General features: G+C 45.9%; 13 protein-coding genes and 3 pseudogenes. 8 read left to right on the forward strand and 8 right to left on the reverse strand.

Annotated features, from left to right (window positions below):
• Positions 1–212 precede the first annotated feature (212 nt).
• The 3 genes and pseudogenes from KW548_12785 to KW548_12795 all read left to right on the forward strand — a co-directional run bounded on the left by KW548_12785 (position 213) and on the right by KW548_12795 (position 5,103).
• Complete coding sequence (locus KW548_12785) at positions 213–2,147, forward strand: PrkA family serine protein kinase (protein QXX06003.1); 1,935 nt, start codon at positions 213–215, stop codon at positions 2,145–2,147.
• A 135-nt stretch (positions 2,148–2,282) separates the two neighbouring features.
• Positions 2,283–3,541: pseudogene (locus tag KW548_12790) on the forward strand (YeaH/YhbH family protein).
• A gap of 23 nt (positions 3,542–3,564) precedes the next feature.
• Positions 3,565–5,103 carry a SpoVR family protein gene (locus KW548_12795; protein ID QXX06004.1) on the forward strand — a complete coding sequence of 513 codons (1,539 nt, stop codon included), beginning with the start codon at positions 3,565–3,567 and terminating at the stop codon, positions 5,101–5,103.
• Positions 5,104–5,129: 26 nt separating this feature from the next.
• On the opposite strand, the gene kdsB is transcribed toward KW548_12795, so the two are convergent.
• From kdsB to KW548_12820, 5 genes and pseudogenes are all read right to left on the reverse strand, one after another.
• On the reverse strand, positions 5,130–5,882 hold the full coding sequence (gene kdsB / locus KW548_12800) for a 3-deoxy-manno-octulosonate cytidylyltransferase (GenBank protein ID QXX06005.1): 753 nt from the start codon (positions 5,880–5,882) through the stop codon (positions 5,130–5,132).
• Positions 5,882–6,061 (reverse strand): Trm112 family protein, encoded by a 180-nt coding sequence (locus KW548_12805; GenBank protein QXX06006.1) that lies wholly within the window; start codon positions 6,059–6,061, stop codon positions 5,882–5,884. Before KW548_12805 ends, kdsB begins: the two co-directional genes overlap by 1 nt.
• Positions 6,042–7,049: a tetraacyldisaccharide 4'-kinase gene (gene lpxK, locus KW548_12810; protein QXX06007.1), complete on the reverse strand. Its 1,008-nt coding sequence runs from the start codon at positions 7,047–7,049 to the stop codon at positions 6,042–6,044. Before lpxK ends, KW548_12805 begins: the two co-directional genes overlap by 20 nt.
• Before the next feature lie 3 nt (positions 7,050–7,052).
• Positions 7,053–8,801, reverse strand: coding sequence for a lipid A ABC transporter ATP-binding protein/permease MsbA (gene msbA, locus KW548_12815; protein ID QXX06008.1), 1,749 nt, complete (start codon positions 8,799–8,801; stop codon positions 7,053–7,055).
• Positions 8,802–8,832: 31 nt separating this feature from the next.
• Positions 8,833–11,069, reverse strand: a pseudogene (locus KW548_12820) (DNA internalization-related competence protein ComEC/Rec2).
• A gap of 8 nt (positions 11,070–11,077) precedes the next feature.
• Here KW548_12820 and KW548_12825 point away from each other — a divergent pair.
• Entirely contained in the window at positions 11,078–11,608 is a 531-nt protein-coding gene (locus KW548_12825; GenBank protein ID QXX06009.1) for a DUF2062 domain-containing protein, read from the forward strand.
• Positions 11,609–11,719: 111 nt separating this feature from the next.
• Here the strand turns inward: KW548_12825 and lolE are convergent, their stop codons facing one another.
• The 3 genes and pseudogenes from lolE to lolC form a co-directional block, all read right to left on the reverse strand.
• Positions 11,720–12,964: a lipoprotein-releasing ABC transporter permease subunit LolE gene (lolE, locus tag KW548_12830; protein QXX06010.1), complete on the reverse strand. Its 1,245-nt coding sequence runs from the start codon at positions 12,962–12,964 to the stop codon at positions 11,720–11,722.
• 1 nt (position 12,965) lies between these two features.
• A complete protein-coding gene (gene lolD / locus KW548_12835; protein ID QXX06011.1) occupies positions 12,966–13,652 on the reverse strand; it encodes a lipoprotein-releasing ABC transporter ATP-binding protein LolD in 687 nt (228 codons plus the stop codon).
• Positions 13,645–14,854: pseudogene (gene lolC, locus KW548_12840) on the reverse strand (lipoprotein-releasing ABC transporter permease subunit LolC). Before lolC ends, lolD begins: the two are co-directional and overlap by 8 nt.
• A gap of 165 nt (positions 14,855–15,019) precedes the next feature.
• Between lolC and KW548_12845 the strand changes: the two are divergent.
• Genes KW548_12845 through KW548_12860 form a run of 4 tightly spaced genes read left to right on the forward strand, consistent with a single transcriptional unit; the run spans position 15,020 to position 20,494 of the window.
• Positions 15,020–15,589: a PilZ domain-containing protein gene (locus KW548_12845; protein QXX06012.1), complete on the forward strand. Its 570-nt coding sequence runs from the start codon at positions 15,020–15,022 to the stop codon at positions 15,587–15,589.
• A 7-nt stretch (positions 15,590–15,596) separates the two neighbouring features.
• A complete protein-coding gene (mfd, locus tag KW548_12850) occupies positions 15,597–19,058 on the forward strand; it encodes a transcription-repair coupling factor (protein QXX06013.1) in 3,462 nt (1,153 codons plus the stop codon).
• 55 nt (positions 19,059–19,113) lie between these two features.
• Positions 19,114–19,887 carry a peptidoglycan binding protein CsiV gene (locus KW548_12855; protein ID QXX06014.1) on the forward strand — a complete coding sequence of 258 codons (774 nt, stop codon included), beginning with the start codon at positions 19,114–19,116 and terminating at the stop codon, positions 19,885–19,887.
• A 58-nt stretch (positions 19,888–19,945) separates the two neighbouring features.
• Positions 19,946–20,494, forward strand: coding sequence for a GNAT family N-acetyltransferase (locus tag KW548_12860; GenBank protein ID QXX06015.1), 549 nt, complete (start codon positions 19,946–19,948; stop codon positions 20,492–20,494).
• Positions 20,495–20,601 lie beyond the last annotated feature (107 nt).

Here is a 20,601-nt window from a genome sequence, read left to right on the forward strand (position 1 = left end):
AAACACATTCATACTGAAGATATCAACTTATTTGCACTTTGAGCCGCTCAAATTCAGCCAATAGCCGACAATCGGTCAAACATCACAATTTGCAAATAAACACATATTTTTTAAGCAGAATTCTAAAAACCAACTAGTCTTAACTAGGAAAGGATTTGTTTTTTCTATGCGGGTTGATTGTCTACAAAGACAGGTTCAGAGGGGAATTCATTATGAGTATTTTCGACCATTACCAAGCGCGCTACGAAGCTGCCAAGGATGAAGAATTATCTTTACAGGAATTCTTGACGCTATGTAAAGATGATAAAAGTGCTTACGCTAATGCTGCAGAGCGTTTGCTGATGGCTATCGGCGAACCAGAGCTAATCGATACTGCGCAAGATCCATGCTTAAGCCGAATTTTTTCAAATCGGGTCATTTCCCGATACGAAACCTTCAAAGATTTCTACGGTATGGAAGAAGCGATTGAACAAATCGTTTCCTACCTAAAACACGCAGCACAAGGTTTAGAAGAACGTAAACAGATCCTTTATTTACTTGGACCTGTGGGCGGCGGTAAATCTTCGCTGGCTGAAAAGCTCAAGGCGCTGATGCAACAAGTGCCTATTTACGTGCTCTCTGCAAACGGTGAACGAAGCCCAGTAAACGACCATCCATTCTGCTTGTTCGACGTCGGTGAAGATGGCGAACTGCTCAAACGAGAATACGACATCGAGAAGCGCTATTTGCGTTCGATTATGTCGCCATGGGCAGCTAAACGTCTCCATGAGTTCGGCGGCGACATTACTAAGTTTAAAGTCGTGAAAGTTCGTCCTTCTATTTTGGATCAGGTCGCCATTGCGAAAACAGAACCGGGAGATGAGAACAACCAAGACATTTCCTCATTGGTGGGTAAAGTCGATATTCGTCAGCTTGAGCATTATTCTCAGGACGACCCAGATGCATACAGCTACTCAGGTGCCCTGTGCCGTGCAAACCAAGGTTTGATGGAATTCGTTGAGATGTTTAAGGCACCAATAAAAGTGCTCCATCCTTTATTAACCGCAACTCAAGAAGGTAATTACAACGGTACTGAAGGCCTTTCAGCCTTGCCTTTCGATGGTATGATACTGGCTCACTCAAACGAGTCAGAATGGCAAACTTTCCGCAATAACAAGAACAATGAAGCCTTCCTCGACCGCGTTTACATCGTCAAAGTGCCTTACTGTTTACGAGTTGCTGAAGAAGTGAAGATCTACCAAAAACTATTGGATCACTCTGAACTGGCAAAAGCACCGTGCTCTCCTAGCACGCTGGAGCTGTTGTCCCAATTCAGTATTCTGTCGCGCCTTAAAGAACCAGAAAACTCATCTATTTTCTCGAAGATGCGCGTTTACGACGGTGAAACTCTGAAAGATACCGACCCTAAAGCGAAAAGTTACCAAGAATATCGAGATTTCGCTGGCGTTGATGAAGGTATGTCGGGTCTATCCACCCGTTTCGCGTTTAAGATCTTGTCTCGAGTCTTCAACTTCGATCAAACCGAAGTCGCAGCAAACCCAGTTCACTTGTTCTACGTTATTGAGCAACAAATCGAACGTGAGCAGTTCCCTCAGGAAACCGCCGAGAAGTATTTGGAATTTTTGAAGGGCTATCTGGTTCCGCGCTACGTCGAGTTCATCGGAAAAGAAATTCAAACCGCTTACCTTGAGTCTTACTCTGAATACGGTCAAAACATCTTTGACCGCTACGTCACGTATGCTGATTTCTGGATTCAAGATCAGGAATATCGTGACCCAGAGACAGGCCAGCTATTTGACCGTTCAGCGTTAAACAACGAGCTTGAGAAAATAGAAAAAACAGCAGGCATCAGTAACCCTAAAGATTTTCGTAATGAGATAGTCAACTTTGTTCTTCGTGCGCGTGCTAATAACAATGGGCAAAACCCAGTTTGGACTAGTTATGAAAAGCTCCGTACTGTGATTGAGAAAAAAATGTTCTCAAATACGGAAGAACTATTACCCGTGATCTCCTTCAATGCGAAAACCTCTTCTGAGGATCAGAAGAAACACGACGACTTTGTCGCTCGTATGATGGAGAAAGGCTATACCGAGAAGCAAGTCCGCTTGCTATCGGAATGGTATTTACGCGTACGTAAATCATCTTAATAGCTAAGACAACCTTCCTCTGAACGAGAGAGGAAAGCCAATGAAGTACCTGCCGGAGTGAATCTCTGGCAGGAGATTGGATGCGAACAAGATGCATGCGCTTAATAAGTGCATGTACCACAAGAGGGGTGACTCATGGCGCAATTTATTGACCGACGACTGAACGGGAAGAATAAGAGCGCGGTAAACCGTCAGCGTTTCTTACGTCGTCATAAAGAACAAATCAAAGAATCTGTCGCAGACGCAGTCAATCGCCGTTCAATCACGAATACAGAAACGGGCGAGGATGTCGCGATTCCTCATAAAGACATCAAAGAACCTGTTTTTCACCAAGGGAAAGGGGGATGAAAGAGCGAGTCCACCCAGGTAACGATCAGTTTATTACTGGTGATAAGATCGAACGCCCAAAAGGCGGAGGCCAAGGCGGCGGATCCGGTGAAGGCGACGCTAGCCCAGATGGCGAAGGCCAAGATGAATTTGTTTTTCAGATTTCAAAAGATGAGTATCTGGATATCCTGTTCGAAGACTTAGAGCTGCCGAATTTAGAAAAAAGTCAAATCAACAAAATTACAGAGTGGAAAACTCACCGCGCTGGTTATCAAACCGCAGGTGTGCCCGCTAATATCGCCATTGTAAAGTCTCTACAGCAATCTCTCGCACGTCGAACAGCGATGACCGCGGGTAAAAAACGTATGTTGAGAGAATTAGAAGAAGAGCTCGATCAAGTAAAAATGAGTGAGCCAGCTCAGCTACTAGAAGAAAAAAGACTCAAAAAGGAGATTAAGGACCTTAGAAGAAAGATCGACACGGTTCCCTTCATCGATACCTTCGACTTAAGATTTAAAAACTACGAACGCCGCCCTATTCCATCCAGTCAAGCTGTCATGTTTTGTTTGATGGATGTATCAGGGTCGATGGATCAAGCAACAAAAGATATCGCCAAGCGTTTCTACGTACTCCTCTACTTATTCTTAACCCGCACTTACGAGAACGTTGATGTGGTATTCATTCGCCATCACACTCAAGCAAAAGAAGTCGACGAACATGAGTTCTTCTACTCACAAGAAACGGGCGGTACTATCGTTTCAAGCGCTCTAAAACTCATGAAGGAAATCGTTGAAGATCGCTATCCTGTCGGTGAATGGAATATTTATGCGGCGCAAGCGTCCGACGGCGATAACTGGGCCGATGATTCTCCACGTTGTCGTGAGTTACTCACCAGAAACCTATTACCCAATTGTCAGTACTACTCCTACATCGAAATCACTCGCCGCTCTCATCAGACCCTATGGCATGAGTACGAGAAGCTGGAAGATGCCTTTGACAACTTCGCAATGAAAAACATTCGTAGTGTTGAAGACATATTCCCAGTATTCCGAGAGCTATTCAAAAAAAGAAACCGCTTAGGGAGGCTGCTATGGCAACGAAAACGAAAAAGGCAACCAAGAAGAAGACGCTGCCAGATGGCCCAGATTGGACATTTGACCTTCTCGAACGTTATCACATTGAAATTAAGCGAGTGGCTGAGCTCTATCGTTTAGATACTTATCCAAACCAGATCGAAGTCATTACTTCCGAACAAATGATGGATGCCTACTCAAGCATTGGTATGCCAATCAATTACAATCACTGGTCATTTGGCAAAAAGTTTATTCAGACCGAACAAGGCTACAAACACGGTCAAATGGGTTTAGCCTATGAGATCGTTATTAATTCCGATCCTTGTATCGCATACCTGATGGAAGAGAATACGGTCACCATGCAGGCATTGGTAATGGCACACGCCTGTTATGGTCACAACTCATTTTTTAAGGGCAATTATCTATTCCAAACCTGGACCGACGCCAGCTCTATCATTGATTATCTATTGTTTGCCAAAAAATACATTGCGGATTGCGAGCAAAAACATGGCGTCAAAGAGGTGGAGGAGCTCCTGGATTCCTGCCACGCTTTGATGAACTTTGGCGTAGACCGATATAAACGCCCGGAGAAGATCTCCATCGCAGAAGAGAAAATGCGTCAGGAGGAACGAGAAGCTTATCTCCAATCCCAAGTGAACGATCTATGGAGAACCGTCCCTAAAGGTAAAGTTGAACAAGAAGAAGCAAAGGTTCGTTTCCCTTCTGAGCCTCAGGAAAATATTTTATATTTCATTGAAAAGCATGCGCCGCTACTTGAGTCATGGCAACGAGAGATCGTACGTATCGTGCGCAAAATCAGCCAATACTTCTATCCTCAGAAACAAACTCAGGTAATGAATGAAGGTTGGGCGACATTTTGGCATTACACCATCCTTAACCATCTGTATGATGAAGGATTGGTGACCGAACGTTTCATTCTTGAGTTCCTACACAGCCATACAAGCGTTGTCGCACAGCCTGCTTATAACAGTCCTTACTTCAGCGGAATCAACCCTTATGCACTTGGGTTTGCAATGTTCCGCGATATTCGTAGGATTTGTGAAGAGCCGACGGACGAGGACAAAGAGTGGTTCCCAGAGCTAGCGGGGACCGATTGGTTGGAAGCCGTTCATTTTGCGATGAAAAATTTTAAGGATGAAAGCTTCATCAGCCAGTACCTCTCTCCTAAGCTAATGCGGGATTTCAAACTCTTCGCCATTACTGACGACGACAGGAAAAACTATATCGAAGTCACGGCGATCCACAATGATCTCGGTTACCGGAGCATCAGAGAGAAGCTTGCTGGTCAATACAATCTCAGTAGTTTGGAGCCTAATATTCAAGTGTTTAATGTTGATGTGCGAGGTGACCGCTCACTGACTCTTCAATATGTCCCACATGATCGTATTCCGCTCGATGATAGCTATGACGAAGTGCTGAAGCATCTCTACCGACTATGGGGATTCGACGTCATTTTAGAAGAAGTGAAAGAGTCAGGGCGACGCGAGATTCTCGGTACCTGCCCAAAACGCAACGACTACGATGGCAAGATATAGCAATAAAAAGGCCCTAACGGGCCTTTTTATTGATGGGCAACGAGCTTTCTCACTGCTTCTAAGTCTTCTGGTGTATCAACGCCAGCAGGTGGAACTTGCTCCGCCACCTCAACATGAATTTTTTCACCATACCACAGCACTCGAAGTTGCTCTAATCTTTCGATTTTCTCTAAGACCGTTGGCGCCCAGTTTATATAAGTATTTACAAATCCAGCACGATAAGCATAGATACCGATGTGACGCATCAGTGGTTGGGCAATCACTTTACCGCCATTGGCAAAATGGTCTCGATCCCAAGGGATAGTCGCTCGACTAAAGTACATCGCATAACCGTCTTTATCTGTCAGCACTTTAACCGCGTTCGGGTTGAACACCTCGTCTTCATGGGATATTTCAACCGCTAGCGTTGCCATAGGAGCTTGGCTATTCGCTAGATTATTTGCGACCTGCGTAATAATCGCAGGCGGGATCAGTGGCTCATCGCCCTGCACATTAACGATCACATGATCTTCAGGAATGCCCATGAGTTCGACAACTTCCGCTAAGCGTTCTGTACCAGAATCATGGTCAGCAGAGGTCATACAAACCTCGCCACCGAACTTCTTGACGGCATTCACAACACGCTCATCATCGGTTGCGACAATCACTTTCTCTGCGCCTGCCTGCAATGATTGTTCGTAGACCCATTGAATCATTGGTTTACCACTGATGTCGGCGAGTGGCTTACCCGGCAAACGTGTCGACTGATAGCGTGCAGGTATAACGACGGTAAAGGCCATTATCGTCCCTCTTCCATACTCATGTGGCGCGCTTCAGGCTCGAGGAGAACCGGAATGCCCTCTTTAATCGGGTAGGCGAGACGATCCAACTTACAGATCAGCTCTTGTTTATCTTTATCGAAGGTAAGCTTACCTTTACATACTGGGCAAGCGACAATCTCAAGCAGTCGGTGGTCCATATTTTTCTTTAACCTCTTTAATCTTACTTAAAATGCGCGTCTCATCTTCGGGACTAAAGCTAGCAGTTACTGGTAAGTACCACCAATTTTCTTCTGCATAACTCGCACATTTTACTGCATCTTTTTCTGTCATAATCAGATGTTGTCCACGGCTAGCCAAGGTTTGCAACTCTGACGGTTCAAAGTCTTTATGATCGGGAAAACCTTGAGTGACGACTGTTCTCGCGCCAAGTTTTTCCAATGTCTGAAAAAACCTTGGTGGATGACCAATACCCGCCATCGCCACCAGCTGGTCAAGTTCACTGACTGGAGTTTTGTCTCTGGTTTTTAGATTCACTGCCAAGCTAGGTGTCAAAGTCATAGCCGCTTCATTCTCGTGAGCTCGTCCACCGTTAGTAATGATGAAATCGACCTCGTTCAACCGACTGGTCGCCTCACGTAAGGGCCCAAGTGGTATCAATTGTTTACTACCAAAGCGACGGTTACCGTCCACCACGACGATTTCAATGTCTCTTTGGAGTGCATAGTGCTGTAGGCCGTCATCGGTAATAACAATGTCAACGCCAAGAGGTAACAAGGCTTTGACAGCATCACTGCGTACCGGAGACACCGAAACGGGTGCTTGTGTACGTTTGAAAATCAACTTGGGCTCATCACCACAATGCTTGGTCGGTGTGTGTTCTTCAACAATGAGTGGATAGCTCGGCGCTTTGGCACCATATCCACGAGACACCACACCTGGCTTGTACCCCAAGGATTGTAGTTGCTCCACCAGCCAAATGACGACAGGAGTCTTTCCATTGCCGCCCGCCGTAATATTTCCGACCACAATAACGGGGACAGGTGCCTGGTAACTGGCTTTGCTACCAGACATGAATGCTCGCCGTCTTGAACGACTGATCATTCCAAACGCCAAACTAAGCGGCCAAAGTAATGGCCACAGAGCATAGCGTAGAGGATGATTTTCAAACCAGATTTTTTCAATCACAGCTTAAGCACCAAACTGTATTCGGTGCAATTGTGCATAGGCACCATTTTTCTCAATCAAAGTGCTGTGGTCCCCACGCTCAACGATTTCACCTTCATCAACCACCAAAATTTCATCGGCGCTTTCAATCGTCGATAGCCTGTGCGCAATAACGAGTACCGTTTTATTTTTCTGCAACTCATCCAACGCAGATTGAATCGCTTTTTCAGATTCGGTATCGAGCGCAGACGTTGCCTCATCCAGAATCAAAACTGGCGCGTCTCGCAGTAAAGCGCGGGCAATGGCGATTCGTTGGCGCTGACCTCCAGATAAGCTGGTACCATTTTCGCCAATAACAGTATCCAGACCTTGATCCATGTTGTCGATAAAGTCCATCGCATAAGCCAACCGAGCGGCTTCTTCAATCTGCTCTCGGCTGTATTCATCCGTAGCGGCATAGGCGATATTGTTGGCAATAGTATCGTTGAATAAGTGGACATTTTGCGACACCAACGCGAAATGACTGCGAAGATTGGTCAGTTTGTAGTCACGTACATCGTGTCCATCAAGCTCGATGCTGCCTGAATCAACGTCGTAGAATCGGGTAAATAGATTGGCAATGGTACTTTTACCCGAACCCGAACGACCGACAAGCGCAACTGTCTTCCCTCTAGGTATATCAAAGCTGACATTACGCAGCGCTGGTGATTCTTTATCTTGATAGGTAAATGTGACGTCTTTAACGACAACGTCACCCCGAACAGCCTTCGCTTCGTACTTACCGTTATCTTGCTCGGTTTCTAGGTCCATTAGCGCAAACAAAGTCTGACTTGCCGCCATACCACGCTGAAACTCAGACGTAACGTTAGTCAGCGCTTTCAATGGACGTAATAGGCCAAACATCGCAGAGAACACAACAGTAAAGGTACCGGGCGTTAAATGTTCTTTGATTGAGTCCACACTCGCCAAGAACAGGACCACAACTAAAGCGATAGAAGCGATGATCTGAATCACTGGGTTAGCAATAGCTTGTGCAGCGACTAACTTCATCGACTGCTGACGCATCTGGTTGCTCACGTGATCAAAACGCTGACGTTCAACGTTCTGACCGCCATAGCTTAGTACGACTTTGTGCCCTTTTAGCATTTGCTCAGCAGAGGCAGTCACATGCCCCATAGTATCCTGCATACTCTTAGAGATCTTGCGGAAACGCTTCGACACAACCCCAATTGCCCAAGCCACTAAAGGTGCTACGATGAAAAGGACTAATGAAAGCTGCCAACTGTGCCAGAACATCAGAACGAGTAGACCAATAATACTTGCGCCTTCGCGTACAATACTCACCAATGCGCGACTGGTCGCACCCGCTACCTGTTCCGAATCGTAAGTAATCCTAGACAGCAACCCACCTGTGGATTCTTTATCAAAATAGGACACTGGCATGTGCATGAATTGGCTAAAAATACGTCGACGCATCAGCATCACAACGTTACCTGACACCCAACTCAAACAATAGGAAGAAACAAACCCACTCAACCCTCTAACAACCATCATGCCAAATACAATGAAAGGTAAAACGCGAAGAAAATTAGATTCGCTATCCCCAAAGCCTTCATCAAGCAAAGGTTTGAGTAACGACACCATGTATGTATCGGCAACCGCATTAATAATGAGAGCAACGACGGCAACAGCGAGACCCGCTTTGTAAAGACGAACATAGGTCCAGAGACGCTTGAAAGTCTGCAAGGTTGTTTCATCTTGATTAAGAGACATAGAACTGCTTATTTTTCTTACAATAATCGTACTATTCTACTCCCTTCCGTAGCATCTGCCTATACCAAGCCAGCCCTTTCCACTCTCTCATGGCATCAATTTTCCAATGGTTTGCGTAGAAACTGACACTAACTTGACCGTCTGCTCCCGTATCAAACCATTGCACGCCTCGACCTGTATAACGTGTCACCACATTGGGATCAGGCAATCGCCACTTCCCATTTAATGCCGATGAGGCGATGGCAACCTTAGGGCTAACCACTTCAATAAACCTAGGTGTCGATGACGTTTTACTACCGTGATGTGGAACAATCAAAATGTCACTGCGAAGAGCTTTGGGTTCCCTTACAAGAAGCCATTCAACAATCGCCTCAATATCTCCAGGCAACAAAATCGATTGCTTGTATTCCGGATGTGACACTCTCACTACACACGAATGAGGATTGTAAGCCCGGCGTACCGATTCAACTGGCCACAAAAATTCTAATGTTAACTGGCCCCACGTGAGGATATTTCCTTTTGAACACATTTGAGCTCGAGTCAGTTTTTGGCTAGCCATTAGACGTTCTGGTTGCCAGTCACGCAATAACATCTCTAGGCCACCTGCGTGGTCACCATCGGTATGAGATATCACTAGCATGTCTAGCTTACCCACACCGTGATACCGAAGAAAAGGCGTCATCACCTGGGCAGCAATGCTCCCCCCTGCCAGGCTATTCCAGTATCATAGATGAAAGCTTGTGAACCTTGCTTTACGATAATGGCCAGGCCATGACCTACATCTAAAACAAAGACCTGCCATAAGGGCTTGTCTTTCCAATCAACGAAGAACACTAGCGCACACAATACAAATAGGGCGTTCCCGTGGCGGCTAAGCACAGTAGAGGACAACAGCAACAACAGCCCCGCGACGGAAAAGATGACTAGGGAGTGGCTTAATGGAAGCCAACTACTGCCAGCAAAAGGCAGTACATAAATCACGGGGGCGATAGTGATATCAACCCAATGCCAAAGTACTGATACACTCAACATAGTATCTACCACCAATGCCAATAAACTTAACGGCACAACGACAAAGCTAAACCAAGGTACAAAAATAAGGTTGTATACAAAATTGGCGACACTCAGGCCCTGAAATACTATGGCGACTATCGGTGTCATCCCGATAACCAGAGCCAGTTGCAGTTTAAGGACATTTACCCAAGCTGACGATGACCGACTTTGCAATGAAGAAAACATCAAAATGATCGCAACAGCCCACATAGATAGCCAAAGACCTGAAGAAGCGGCAGTAAACGGATCCAACAGTAAAAGCCAAGATAGAATAAGAAGCCATTTATAGCTTGCAGGGAGGTGTTTAAAAGAGATCGTCAACAACGCGGCTAGGCAACATGTCCACAATGCTCGTTGAGTCGGGACAGAAAACCCAGCTAACCAAGCGTAGCAACAAGCGCATATTATCGCGATAACGAACGGAACGGTAAATGCGTTAGGGAAAAGCCTGAGGAGTAGTTTTCCTAGGCACCAACCAAGAAAAAAAACAATGCCAATATGCAGACCTGATATCGCGATAAGATGACTCAGGCCACTCGCTTTGAGCTGCTCTTTCCGTTCGAGTGATAGGCTATCTCGTACGCCAAATGTCAGTGCTAAAATCAAACCTTTACTCGGCAGAGACTCCACGGATTTAGACACTTGCTGGTACAACTCGTAGCGCATAGAACCAGAATGACGAACCCAGTAGGGTGTTTTGATTGCCACGCTAGCTCTACCGACTACACGCCGCTGAAGTGCGTACTTTTCAACATCAAAGCCCACATCATTGAGCACCCCCACAATAGGCTTAAGCCTGACTCTCGCCCCAACCTGATCTCCGGGAGAAAGCAAAATAGGAGAGACAAGCCATAGTCGCGGCCGGGTAAAAGTGGGCAATTCTTCACCATTGATTGATCTCACCACGGCTTCACCTTGAAACCCGTGACTTATTTGCTTAAAAAAGCTGTCAACCTCAGCATTTATGGTAATATCCTGACCTGCTTGGAAAAGCATTGCCCGCTGATGGCGTAAAAGGTGACTGTGTATGACGATTATCAGGCATGCGAACACAGGACCAACACACCACCTTAGCGATTTTGACCTTATACTGAGTATCAAGGCCAATAAACAGGGAAACAACCACTCCCATGATGGCATGTACCACCAGAACTGAGCGGTTGATATAAGGAATGAGAACGAGATAAGCGTCCAGTAATTTAAGTAGAGAGTCATATTTCCCTATGCCAAGAAAATTCATCAAACGCTTTATGCCTGACCATGAAGTAATAAAGCGTCAGAAAGCACTCAAAGTTTTTGGCAACGTGCTATACAACCCCAATCTATGGTGTCTCAACCGCCGTTCCGCGTCTGGGGCATTTGCTGTTGGCCTGTTCATGGCTTTCGTCCCGTTACCCAGCCAAATGATCATGTCTGCTGGCTTAGCCATTCTTTGCGGCGTTAATCTCCCTCTGTCGGTAGCTTTAGTTTGGGTAAGTAATCCTATCACTATGCCAGTGCTGTTCTATTTTGCGTATAAAGTAGGGGCTTGGGTTATGCACATTCCTCCTCAACCCTTTCATTTTGAGTTGTCATGGGAATTTATTCTTCATCAAATGAGCACTATAGGCCCTCCCTTTCTACTTGGCTGCATGATTTGCGGCCTGGTATCTGCCATTGCCGGCTATTTTGGAATCAAAGCTTTATGGAGATATTCGGTTGTCCGCAGTTGGCAACAACGAAAAATTAGATTAGGCGGATTACTTAAAAAGTAAATGTTGCGTGAATAAGATTTCGGGAAGACTGACTAGGCTGTGTAACTGTCATGTCGACTCATAGTGAAAAAGGACCGAAACGGTCCTTTTTTATTGAATATTTAAACACTTTTATTTCGCGCTGAGTACAGTGGCAGGATTGAGTTTACTCGCTCGCGATGCAGGATACCAAGTAGCTAATAAGCTTAATATGATCGCCGTTCCCGAGACCAATGCAACATCGGAAAGATTAATCTGCGAAGGAAGGAAATCAACAAAGTAAATATCCCCTGATAAAAACTGATGACCAATTAAACTCTCTAGTCCTTTGATGAGCTGAGTAAGGTTTGCAGCAATCAAAACCCCTACAACACTACCCACAACACTGCCCAATACACCTGAAAAAACGCCTTGCCAGACAAAAATCCGTCGAATAAGTCGATCGGTTCCCCCCATCGTCCTCAGTATGGCAATTTCCGATGCACGATCTTTCACTGCCATCATCAACGTCGATACAATATTGAAGCTAGCAACACCAATCACCAGCACCATCACCAAATACATAATTGTTCTGACGAGCTGTATATCTCGATACAAGAAACCATAATTTTGCTGCCAACTGCGTAAATAGACATACACATTGAGTGTATTGCCAGCTTCTCGCACAATTTGTGTCGCATTCAAAACATCAGAGACTCTCAACGATACACCTGTCACAGCTTCGCCTAACTTTGCGTATTGCTGAGCATCTTTCAGAGGAACCAAAGCAAGGTTATGGTCAATCTGTCCATTGAGCTTCAACAGGCCAGCAACTCTAACACGAACACGTTTAGGTGCCTGAACCTTCGTCGTCGACCCCGCCGTTGGGATCATCAGGGTGATATAATCCCCTTTAGACACGCCTAATACCTCTGCAACCCCTTGACCTAAGATGGCCTGCTGTTTACCAGCTTTGAACTGCTTCCACACATCTGCATCAATGTATTGGCTCATATTGGAGACCGTTGACTCTTGCTTGGGCTCAATACCCCGGATTTCCAACGCTTTAAGCTGCGAACCTTTCTCCGCTAACGCTGTCATCTTTACATATGGGGCTGCCGCTTCCACTTGTGGGTGCTTTTCAGCTTGCTCAACGACAGACTGCCAATCCTCCAGTGGTCCACGAACGCCTTCAAACTCACCATGAGCAACCACTGACAGAACACGATCTTTGAGTTCACGTTCGAATCCATTCATTGCCGACAGGCCAATGATGATCACCGCCACTCCGACTGCAATACCAATCGTGGAAGACAGTGCGATGAACGACACCATTTTATTGCGCTGCTTAGCACGGCTAAAACGGCCACCAATAAATAGGGAGAGTGAAGAGAACAAATTACGCCTCCTCAACGTTTAACAACAAACCATCTTGCATATGCAGTTGGCGATCCATTTTGCTCGCCAATTCTCCATCGTGCGTAACCACTAAAAACGCGGTTCCATACTGTTCATTGAGCTCGCGCATCAAGTCGTAGATGGCCAATGCAGTCTTATGGTCTAAGTTGCCGGTTGGCTCATCGGCTAGCACTAAGTCTGGGTTGTTAACCAATGCGCGGGCAATAGCCACACGTTGACGTTCACCACCAGACAGCTCAGATGGACGATGATCAATACGATGACTCAAGCCAACTTTGTCCAGAAGCGCTTTTGCTGCTTCTTTCGCCTTGCCGACTTTAATTCCACCAATAAGTAGCGGCATGGCAACGTTCTCTAAGGCACTGAAGTCTGCCAAAAGGTGATGAAACTGATAAACAAAACCCAGATGTTGGTTGCGAAGCTTAGCTTGTTTATTCGAACTCAGATCAGAGAGATGTTGGCCAAGGAAAGTTACTTCACCCTGCGTGGTATCATCTAACGCTCCTAAAATATGGAGCAAAGTGCTCTTTCCTGATCCTGAAGAACCAATAATCGATACCAACTCTCCTTTTTTCAGTTCGAAACTCACCCCTTTAAGTACTTGAGTATCAAGAGAACCCTCGCGGTATGTTTTACATATATTATGACATTGAAGCAGGTTACTCATATCTCAAAGCCTCAGCTGGTTTTACGGAAGATGCACGATAAGCAGGGAAAAGTGTGGCTAGTAGGCTGAGTAAGATAGCCAGAGCAACCACGATACTGATTTGGGCAGGGTTTATCACAATCGGTAGTTCACCGCCAACAGCAAACAAAGCAATGCCCGCACTTTCGAGTAGTGCGTTGATATTGCTCGCCAGTAGCACGCCTAAAACACCACCAAATAGGGCGCCTATCACACCACTACTAGCCCCTTGAACCATGAATATCGCCAGAACTTGTCTATCTTTCATTCCCTGAGTTTTTAAAATCGCCACTTCAGACTGTTTTTCCATCACGACCATAATCAAAGCGGAAATAATGTTGAAGGCGGCAACGCCAATAATTAACCCTAACATCAAGCCCATCATATTTTTTTTCCATTCGAACAGCTTGAAATAATTCGCCTCGTTGATCTCTCCAGTCTTGCCATTGCCAACCTTCAGGTAATGGCTGCTTACTCAGCTCCGCCACCACAAACGGATCATCGAAAAACAAACGCCAACCAGTAATGGTGTCCTGCTTGAAACGCAGTAAACGCGCTGCGTCGTCAATATGAGTCAACATAAGTTGACCATCAACATCGGAGCCTGTGTTGTAAATTCCAGCTACCGTAAAAATCCGCTGACTCGGAATTCGACCAAGTGGCGTAAATTGACTTGCATTAGTGACCATTAAACGTACCTTATCGCCGAGCGAGACATCCATTGCTCTCGCCAAAGTATGGCCAATGAACACCTGATACTTACCAGACTGTAAGGAAGATAATCGACCTGCAATCAAATGCGACTGGATCGGGTCTTTGTCACTAGGCGTGATACCGATTAGCAAACCAGCAGACAGATTGTCTGAGCTTTGAATCACAGCTTCACTTTGAACGATGGGCTGTGGGGACGCGGCAGTCGATAGTGCCACAGCGAAATCAGGCGCTTGATCGGTATAAAGTGTTTTACCATCCGCCTCTGACACAATGGCCTGTGGTAAAACACCGAGAATTCGACCTTTTAGCTGTGCTTCAAAGCCGTTCATGACAGATAGCACAGTAACCAAAGACATCACACCAATCGTGATACCTGCGGTAGACATATAAGAGACAAAACGGCTGAACCTATCGCCGGAACGACCGCGTAGGTAGCGCAAACCGATAAAAGTGGAAATCGGATGGTACATATATAAAACCAATAACGTTTGATAGGCGATACTGTAACGATTTATAGCGGTGGGTTGTAGTCCCTAATTGCTAATTAGACGTCAAAATGTGTGTTAAACAATGACATACCTTGATTAGTTGCTTCTTATGGCGATAATCAAAGGATAATTTAAAGGAATTTTCGCATGTCTGATCAAGAATACTTCACTGTTCACCACAAAATGACCGTCAACGTAGAGCCACTGGCTCAAGATGAAGCATTGCCAAGTTTTGAACAGTTTGAAGGAGAAATTCCAGCCCCCTTTTTAGTCGCCAGTGAGTTTAGCCACCTCGATCTTCTCAATGACAACGCTAGGACTGAGTTAAAGAATAATGACTTCAGGCATGTTATTGAGTTACTGGACACTCAAAATGCAAAACTCAATTTACTACTGACTTTTATGCTGTCGCAGCAAGATGACGAGCAATACCGACATCAAACCCTCTCTTTTGGCGCGAGTAAATTTAGCTACGCTGCTGAAGGAAAACTTCCATTGAATGCAAAAGCCCGTGTAAAAATGTTTATGGATCATCCGCCTGCCGCTATCTACTGCTACGGTCACGTTGAAAGCTGTGAGCAGAAAGACGATCGATACATTATTACCTTAAAGTACGACCTATTGCGCGATCAGGACGAGGATCTTCTGATTAAAGCCGCTCTCTATCAGCAACAAAAATTACTTCGTCAGCGTTCATTGCAACGCGACAAACAATAACTTCATTATGCCTATTACATCGCTTTTAAATCTGGCTAACCCAACCGGTTCCGGAGACAAAAAACAGGTCGGTAACCTGCAAGGAGCCAGTTTGGCACTTGCTATTGCTGAACTTGCTAATCAACATACCAGCCACACACTCGTCGCTGTCGCTGACCCTCAAACAGCGCTAAAGCTGCTTCAAGAAGTCGAGCAATTTACGGATCAAGACGTATCGCTGTTTCCCGACTGGGAAACGTTACCCTACGACAATTTTTCTCCGCATCAGGAAATCATTTCTGACCGTATTGCTCGCTTGTATCAGCTACCGACCCAATCCAGTGGTATTACCATCATTCCAGTGAATACCCTGTTGCAAAGACAGTCTCCAAGAGAATTCTTACTGCAACACACATTAATGGTCAAAGTGGGCGACCAGTATTCACTCGAAAAGTTGCGTATTCAATTAGAAAAATCCGGCTATCGACACGTCGATCAAGTGTTTGGCCCGGGCGAATACGCCAGCCGCGGTTCGATTCTTGATCTCTTTCCAATGGGGGCAAATGACCCATTCCGAATCGACTTTTTTGATGACGAGATCGATACGATTCGTACTTTTGATCCAGAAAACCAACGCTCTATTGAAGACGTTGAAGATATTCGCCTACTACCCGCCCATGAATTTCCAACCACAGACAGCGCTATTGAAGATTTTCGTATCCGCTGGCGTCAGCGGTTTGAAACGAGACGAGAACCCGAATCAATCTACATGCAGGTTTCTAAAGGTACGTGGCCTGCGGGCATCGAGTACTGGCAACCGTTATTTTTCGATTGCACCGAAACCTTGTTCGACTACATTGCCGATAACAGCCAATTAATCACAATTGGTGACTTAGAAGGCGCCATTGATCATTTTCTCACCGATGTCGACTACCGTTACGGCCAACGCAAAGTGGATCCACTAAGGCCTCTATTGCCGCCAGAAGAATTATGGTTGAAAAAAGACGAGCTATTCCGTCATTTTAAATCACTCCCTCAGGTGCAACTTTCTGCTGATTCGGTGACAGAAAAACTAGGGCGTACTAACCCAGCCGTTCAACCGCTACCAGAGTTGGCTGTTCAGCACCAAAGCAAGGAACCCATGTCGGCGCTTCGCCAGTTTAGCGAAAGCTTTAATGGCAAAGTCGTTTTCTCAGTCGAATCTGAAGGCCGCCGTGAGGCCTTACTTGAGCTTCTTCAAAGTATTAAGCTTCGCCCAATTGAACACATAAGTTTCTCTGCTGCGACACAAAGCAGCGATAAATTTACCTTAGTACTTGGTGCTTCCGAGCACGGATTCCTTTTTGGTGACAATCAGGTCGCTTTGATCTGCGAAAGCGACTTACTCGGTGACCGAGTTATTCAGCGTCGTCGTAAAGATCGTAAAGTCACTAATAGCGATGCCGTGATACGCAACCTTGCTGAGCTTAAACCCGGCCAGCCTGTCGTTCACATCGACCACGGTATTGGCCGCTATATTGGCCTACAAACGTTGGAAGCCGGTGGGATGACTACCGAATACGTCACGCTGGAATACCAGAATGACGCCAAGCTCTACGTGCCTGTCGCGGCATTGAACCTCATCAGCCGTTACTCAGGTGGTGCAGAAGAATCCGCCCCATTGCACAAACTTGGTGGAGAAGCTTGGGCAAAAGCACGTCGCAAAGCGGCAGAAAAAGTACGAGATGTCGCCGCAGAGCTGCTTGATGTTTACGCTAAACGAGAACTTAAGCCGGGTTATAAATTCGTCCTTGATCGCGATCAGTACGCAACATTCAAAGCGGGCTTCCCGTTTGAAGAGACAGATGACCAGTCAATGGCGATCAACGCCGTCATGTCTGACATGTGTCAGGCTAAAGCGATGGATCGTTTGGTGTGTGGTGATGTAGGCTTTGGTAAAACAGAAGTCGCGATGCGTGCGGCGTTTCTTGCCACAGACAATGGCAAGCAAGTCGCTGTACTGGTGCCGACGACTTTGCTCGCTCAGCAACATTTCGAAAACTTCAGAGACCGTTTTGCTAATCTACCCATTCGCGTTGAAGTACTCTCACGCTTCAAAACAGCCAAGGAACAAAAGCAAGTATTACAAGATATTGAAGATGGCAAAGTCGACCTAGTCGTCGGTACACACAAACTCTTGTCTAATGACATCAAGTTCAAAGACCTTGGCCTGCTAATTGTCGATGAAGAACACCGGTTTGGGGTCCGGCAAAAAGAGAAAATGAAGGCAATGCGCACTGATGTCGATATTTTAACGCTCACCGCAACGCCAATCCCACGAACGCTAAATATGGCGATGAGTGGTATGCGCGACTTATCGATCATCGCCACTCCACCAGCAAGACGTCTCGCAATCAAGACCTTTGTCAGGCAGAGTGATGATGCAGTCGTGCGAGAGGCTGTATTACGTGAAATTATGCGCGGTGGTCAGGTTTACTTCTTGCACAATCAAGTTGAGACCATAGAGAAAGTTGCTGCCGATCTGGAGAAGCTCATTCCAGAGGCTCGTGTGACCGTAGCCCACGGCCAAATGCGCGAGAGAGAACTCGAACGTATCATGAATGATTTTTACCACCAGCGCTTTAACTTACTGGTGTGTACCACTATCATCGAAACAGGTATCGATGTGCCAACCGCTAATACCATCATTATGGACAGAGCGGATAACCTCGGTCTTGCTCAGTTGCACCAGTTACGCGGTCGCGTAGGACGTTCTCATCATCAGGCATACGCTTACCTGCTAACACCTCATCCAAAAGCCATCACGAAAGATGCTATTAAGCGCCTTGATGCCATTGCTTCATTGGAAGATTTAGGTGCAGGCTTTACTCTTGCGACTCACGACCTTGAAATTCGCGGGGCGGGAGAGCTTCTCGGTGACGAGCAAAGCGGGCAAATTCAGTCAGTTGGGTTTACTTTGTACATGGAAATGCTTGAGCAAGCCGTCGAGGCACTGAAGGAAGGCAAAGAGCCTTCTCTAGACGAACTACTCAGAGAGCAAACAGAAGTCGAGATGCGCTTACCCGCTCTACTGCCTGATGATTACATTCCGGACATCAACACTCGCCTATCCATGTACAAACAAATCGCCAGCGTATCAGACAAGACCGAGCTGGACGAGCTCAAAATCGAACTGATCGATCGCTTTGGGCTTTTACCAGATGCAACCAAAAACCTTCTATCTGTATCAGAAATAAAGCTTGAAGCGGGCGCCATTAAAGTGAAGAAAATCGAAGCGCATGACAAAGGTGGATTCATTGAGTTCTATCCTGACGCTGACATAAATCCGACCTATTTGGTTAAACTATTGCAATCTCAACCACAAAAATTCGCAATGGAAGGCCCAACTAAGTTCAAGTTTACGGTACCATTGGTTGACAGGCGTAAGAGAATTCAATTTGTTGGTGACATGTTGGGAGAGTTCCAACAAAACCTATTACCACAAGCCTGATCAACTCAGGCTTAACTAATTTTCCAAGGTGTAACCACCTTACGATGGAGTTGTAATGAAAAAGTTGATCCCACTGCTACTTCTGGTTGTCGCTATGCCATCTTGGGCAAAACGCCAGTTTGATATAGAAGTGATCATTTTTAAGCGTGCGGTTAATCCAGAACAGACTGCTGAATCTTGGCCAAACGCAGTCCCTGAGATTTCAATGAAGAGAGTCGGAAACTTGAATGATACTGGCTACCGCGCTCAAAAAGGAGTCTCGCTGCTGCCAGCGTCTTCATACAAGCTTAACCCTCAGGTTCAAAAATTGAAAAATCATGCGGGGTTCAAAGTTCTACTGCACACCGCATGGCGCCAAGGAGACGGTAATCGCTATGTCGCCCCGACATTCCATATTCAAGCGGGTCGAGACTTCTCAGGCCAATTCATGCCTGACGGTTCTCAAAGAGCATCAGAGACTAGTGCAGAAGTCATTAACGGAGTGACTGAAGAAAACATTGCATCGCCACTTTATGAATTGGATGGCAAATTGCAGGTTTACGTCGAGCACTACCTGTATGCAGACGTTAAGTTGGATTTGAAAGCACCAAGTGTAAGGGATATAACATTCGAAGCAAAACCCCTTGAGTTTACTCCAACTAACGACGTGACTGCCGAAAACACGGTTCAAGTCGGCTTAATGGAAGATGTGACGCCGATGGTACATACCGAAGAGTTTCTAAAGAGTTACCGCATGGACCAAAAACGCCGTATGCGTAGCACAGAAACCCACTTCTTAGATCACCCTTTGCTTGGGATGATCATTCAGGTGCGCCGTGTCGCGCAATAATCTGAAATAAGTCACAATCAACAGCCCTTTAAGGGCTGTTTTTTGATAAAGGAGCGTTATGGGTCCGGATTACCACATCATTACACCTAGATTAGTTTTAAAACTGATACCTCAAGAAGATGCAAAAACACTGGCTCAATGTGTCCTTCAATCTCCCGGCCTTCACCGCTGGATAGATTGGTGCCATGACAAGTTCACGATTCAAGAGGCAGAACGTTTTATTCTCGCCACTCGCTTGAACTGGGTCAAATCGGAAGCTTACGGTTTCGGTCTTTATCGTCGTAGTGACCATGCGCTAATTGGTATGGTGGCAATCAACGAGTTCTACCACACCTTTAATATGGCCAGTTTGGGTTATTGGCTGCATGACTCATATCACAAACAAGGCTATGCGAAAGAAGCGTTGGATGCCTTGATAGAATTTTGCTTCGCTCAGCTTAAGATCACGCGGATTGAAATCGTTTGTGACCCCGACAATATTCCAAGTCAGCAACTGGCAGAATCCTGTGGGGCACAATTTGAAGTAAGTGCTGAAAACCGCTATTTGTTCAATGGGCAACCCAAGCAAGGGCTAGTCTATTCCATAATTCCGACCAACAACTCATAATTGTAATAGCCATCAAGAACCTTTGGCCAAGGTTGCAAAGTATTATTATGCAATCTTCATCAACTGACTAAATTAGAACATGCAAAAAAAAGAGCACTCCACAGTGC

Origin of the sequence: Vibrio neptunius, from assembly GCA_019339365.1 — a bacterium.
Taxonomy (GTDB): domain Bacteria; phylum Pseudomonadota; class Gammaproteobacteria; order Enterobacterales; family Vibrionaceae; genus Vibrio; species Vibrio neptunius.

Coding starts and splice junctions, on each gene's coding strand:
- KW548_12785 (QXX06003.1), top strand. CDS start 213: ATGAGTATTTTCGACCATTACCAAGCGCGCTACGAAGCTGCCAAGGAT.
- KW548_12795 (QXX06004.1), top strand. CDS start 3,565: ATGGCAACGAAAACGAAAAAGGCAACCAAGAAGAAGACGCTGCCAGAT.
- kdsB (QXX06005.1), bottom strand. CDS start 5,882: ATGGCCTTTACCGTCGTTATACCTGCACGCTATCAGTCGACACGTTTG.
- KW548_12805 (QXX06006.1), bottom strand. CDS start 6,061: ATGGACCACCGACTGCTTGAGATTGTCGCTTGCCCAGTATGTAAAGGT.
- msbA (QXX06008.1), bottom strand. CDS start 8,801: ATGTCTCTTAATCAAGATGAAACAACCTTGCAGACTTTCAAGCGTCTC.
- KW548_12825 (QXX06009.1), top strand. CDS start 11,078: ATGCCAAGAAAATTCATCAAACGCTTTATGCCTGACCATGAAGTAATA.
- lolD (QXX06011.1), bottom strand. CDS start 13,652: ATGAGTAACCTGCTTCAATGTCATAATATATGTAAAACATACCGCGAG.
- KW548_12845 (QXX06012.1), top strand. CDS start 15,020: ATGTCTGATCAAGAATACTTCACTGTTCACCACAAAATGACCGTCAAC.
- mfd (QXX06013.1), top strand. CDS start 15,597: ATGCCTATTACATCGCTTTTAAATCTGGCTAACCCAACCGGTTCCGGA.
- KW548_12855 (QXX06014.1), top strand. CDS start 19,114: ATGAAAAAGTTGATCCCACTGCTACTTCTGGTTGTCGCTATGCCATCT.
- KW548_12860 (QXX06015.1), top strand. CDS start 19,946: ATGGGTCCGGATTACCACATCATTACACCTAGATTAGTTTTAAAACTG.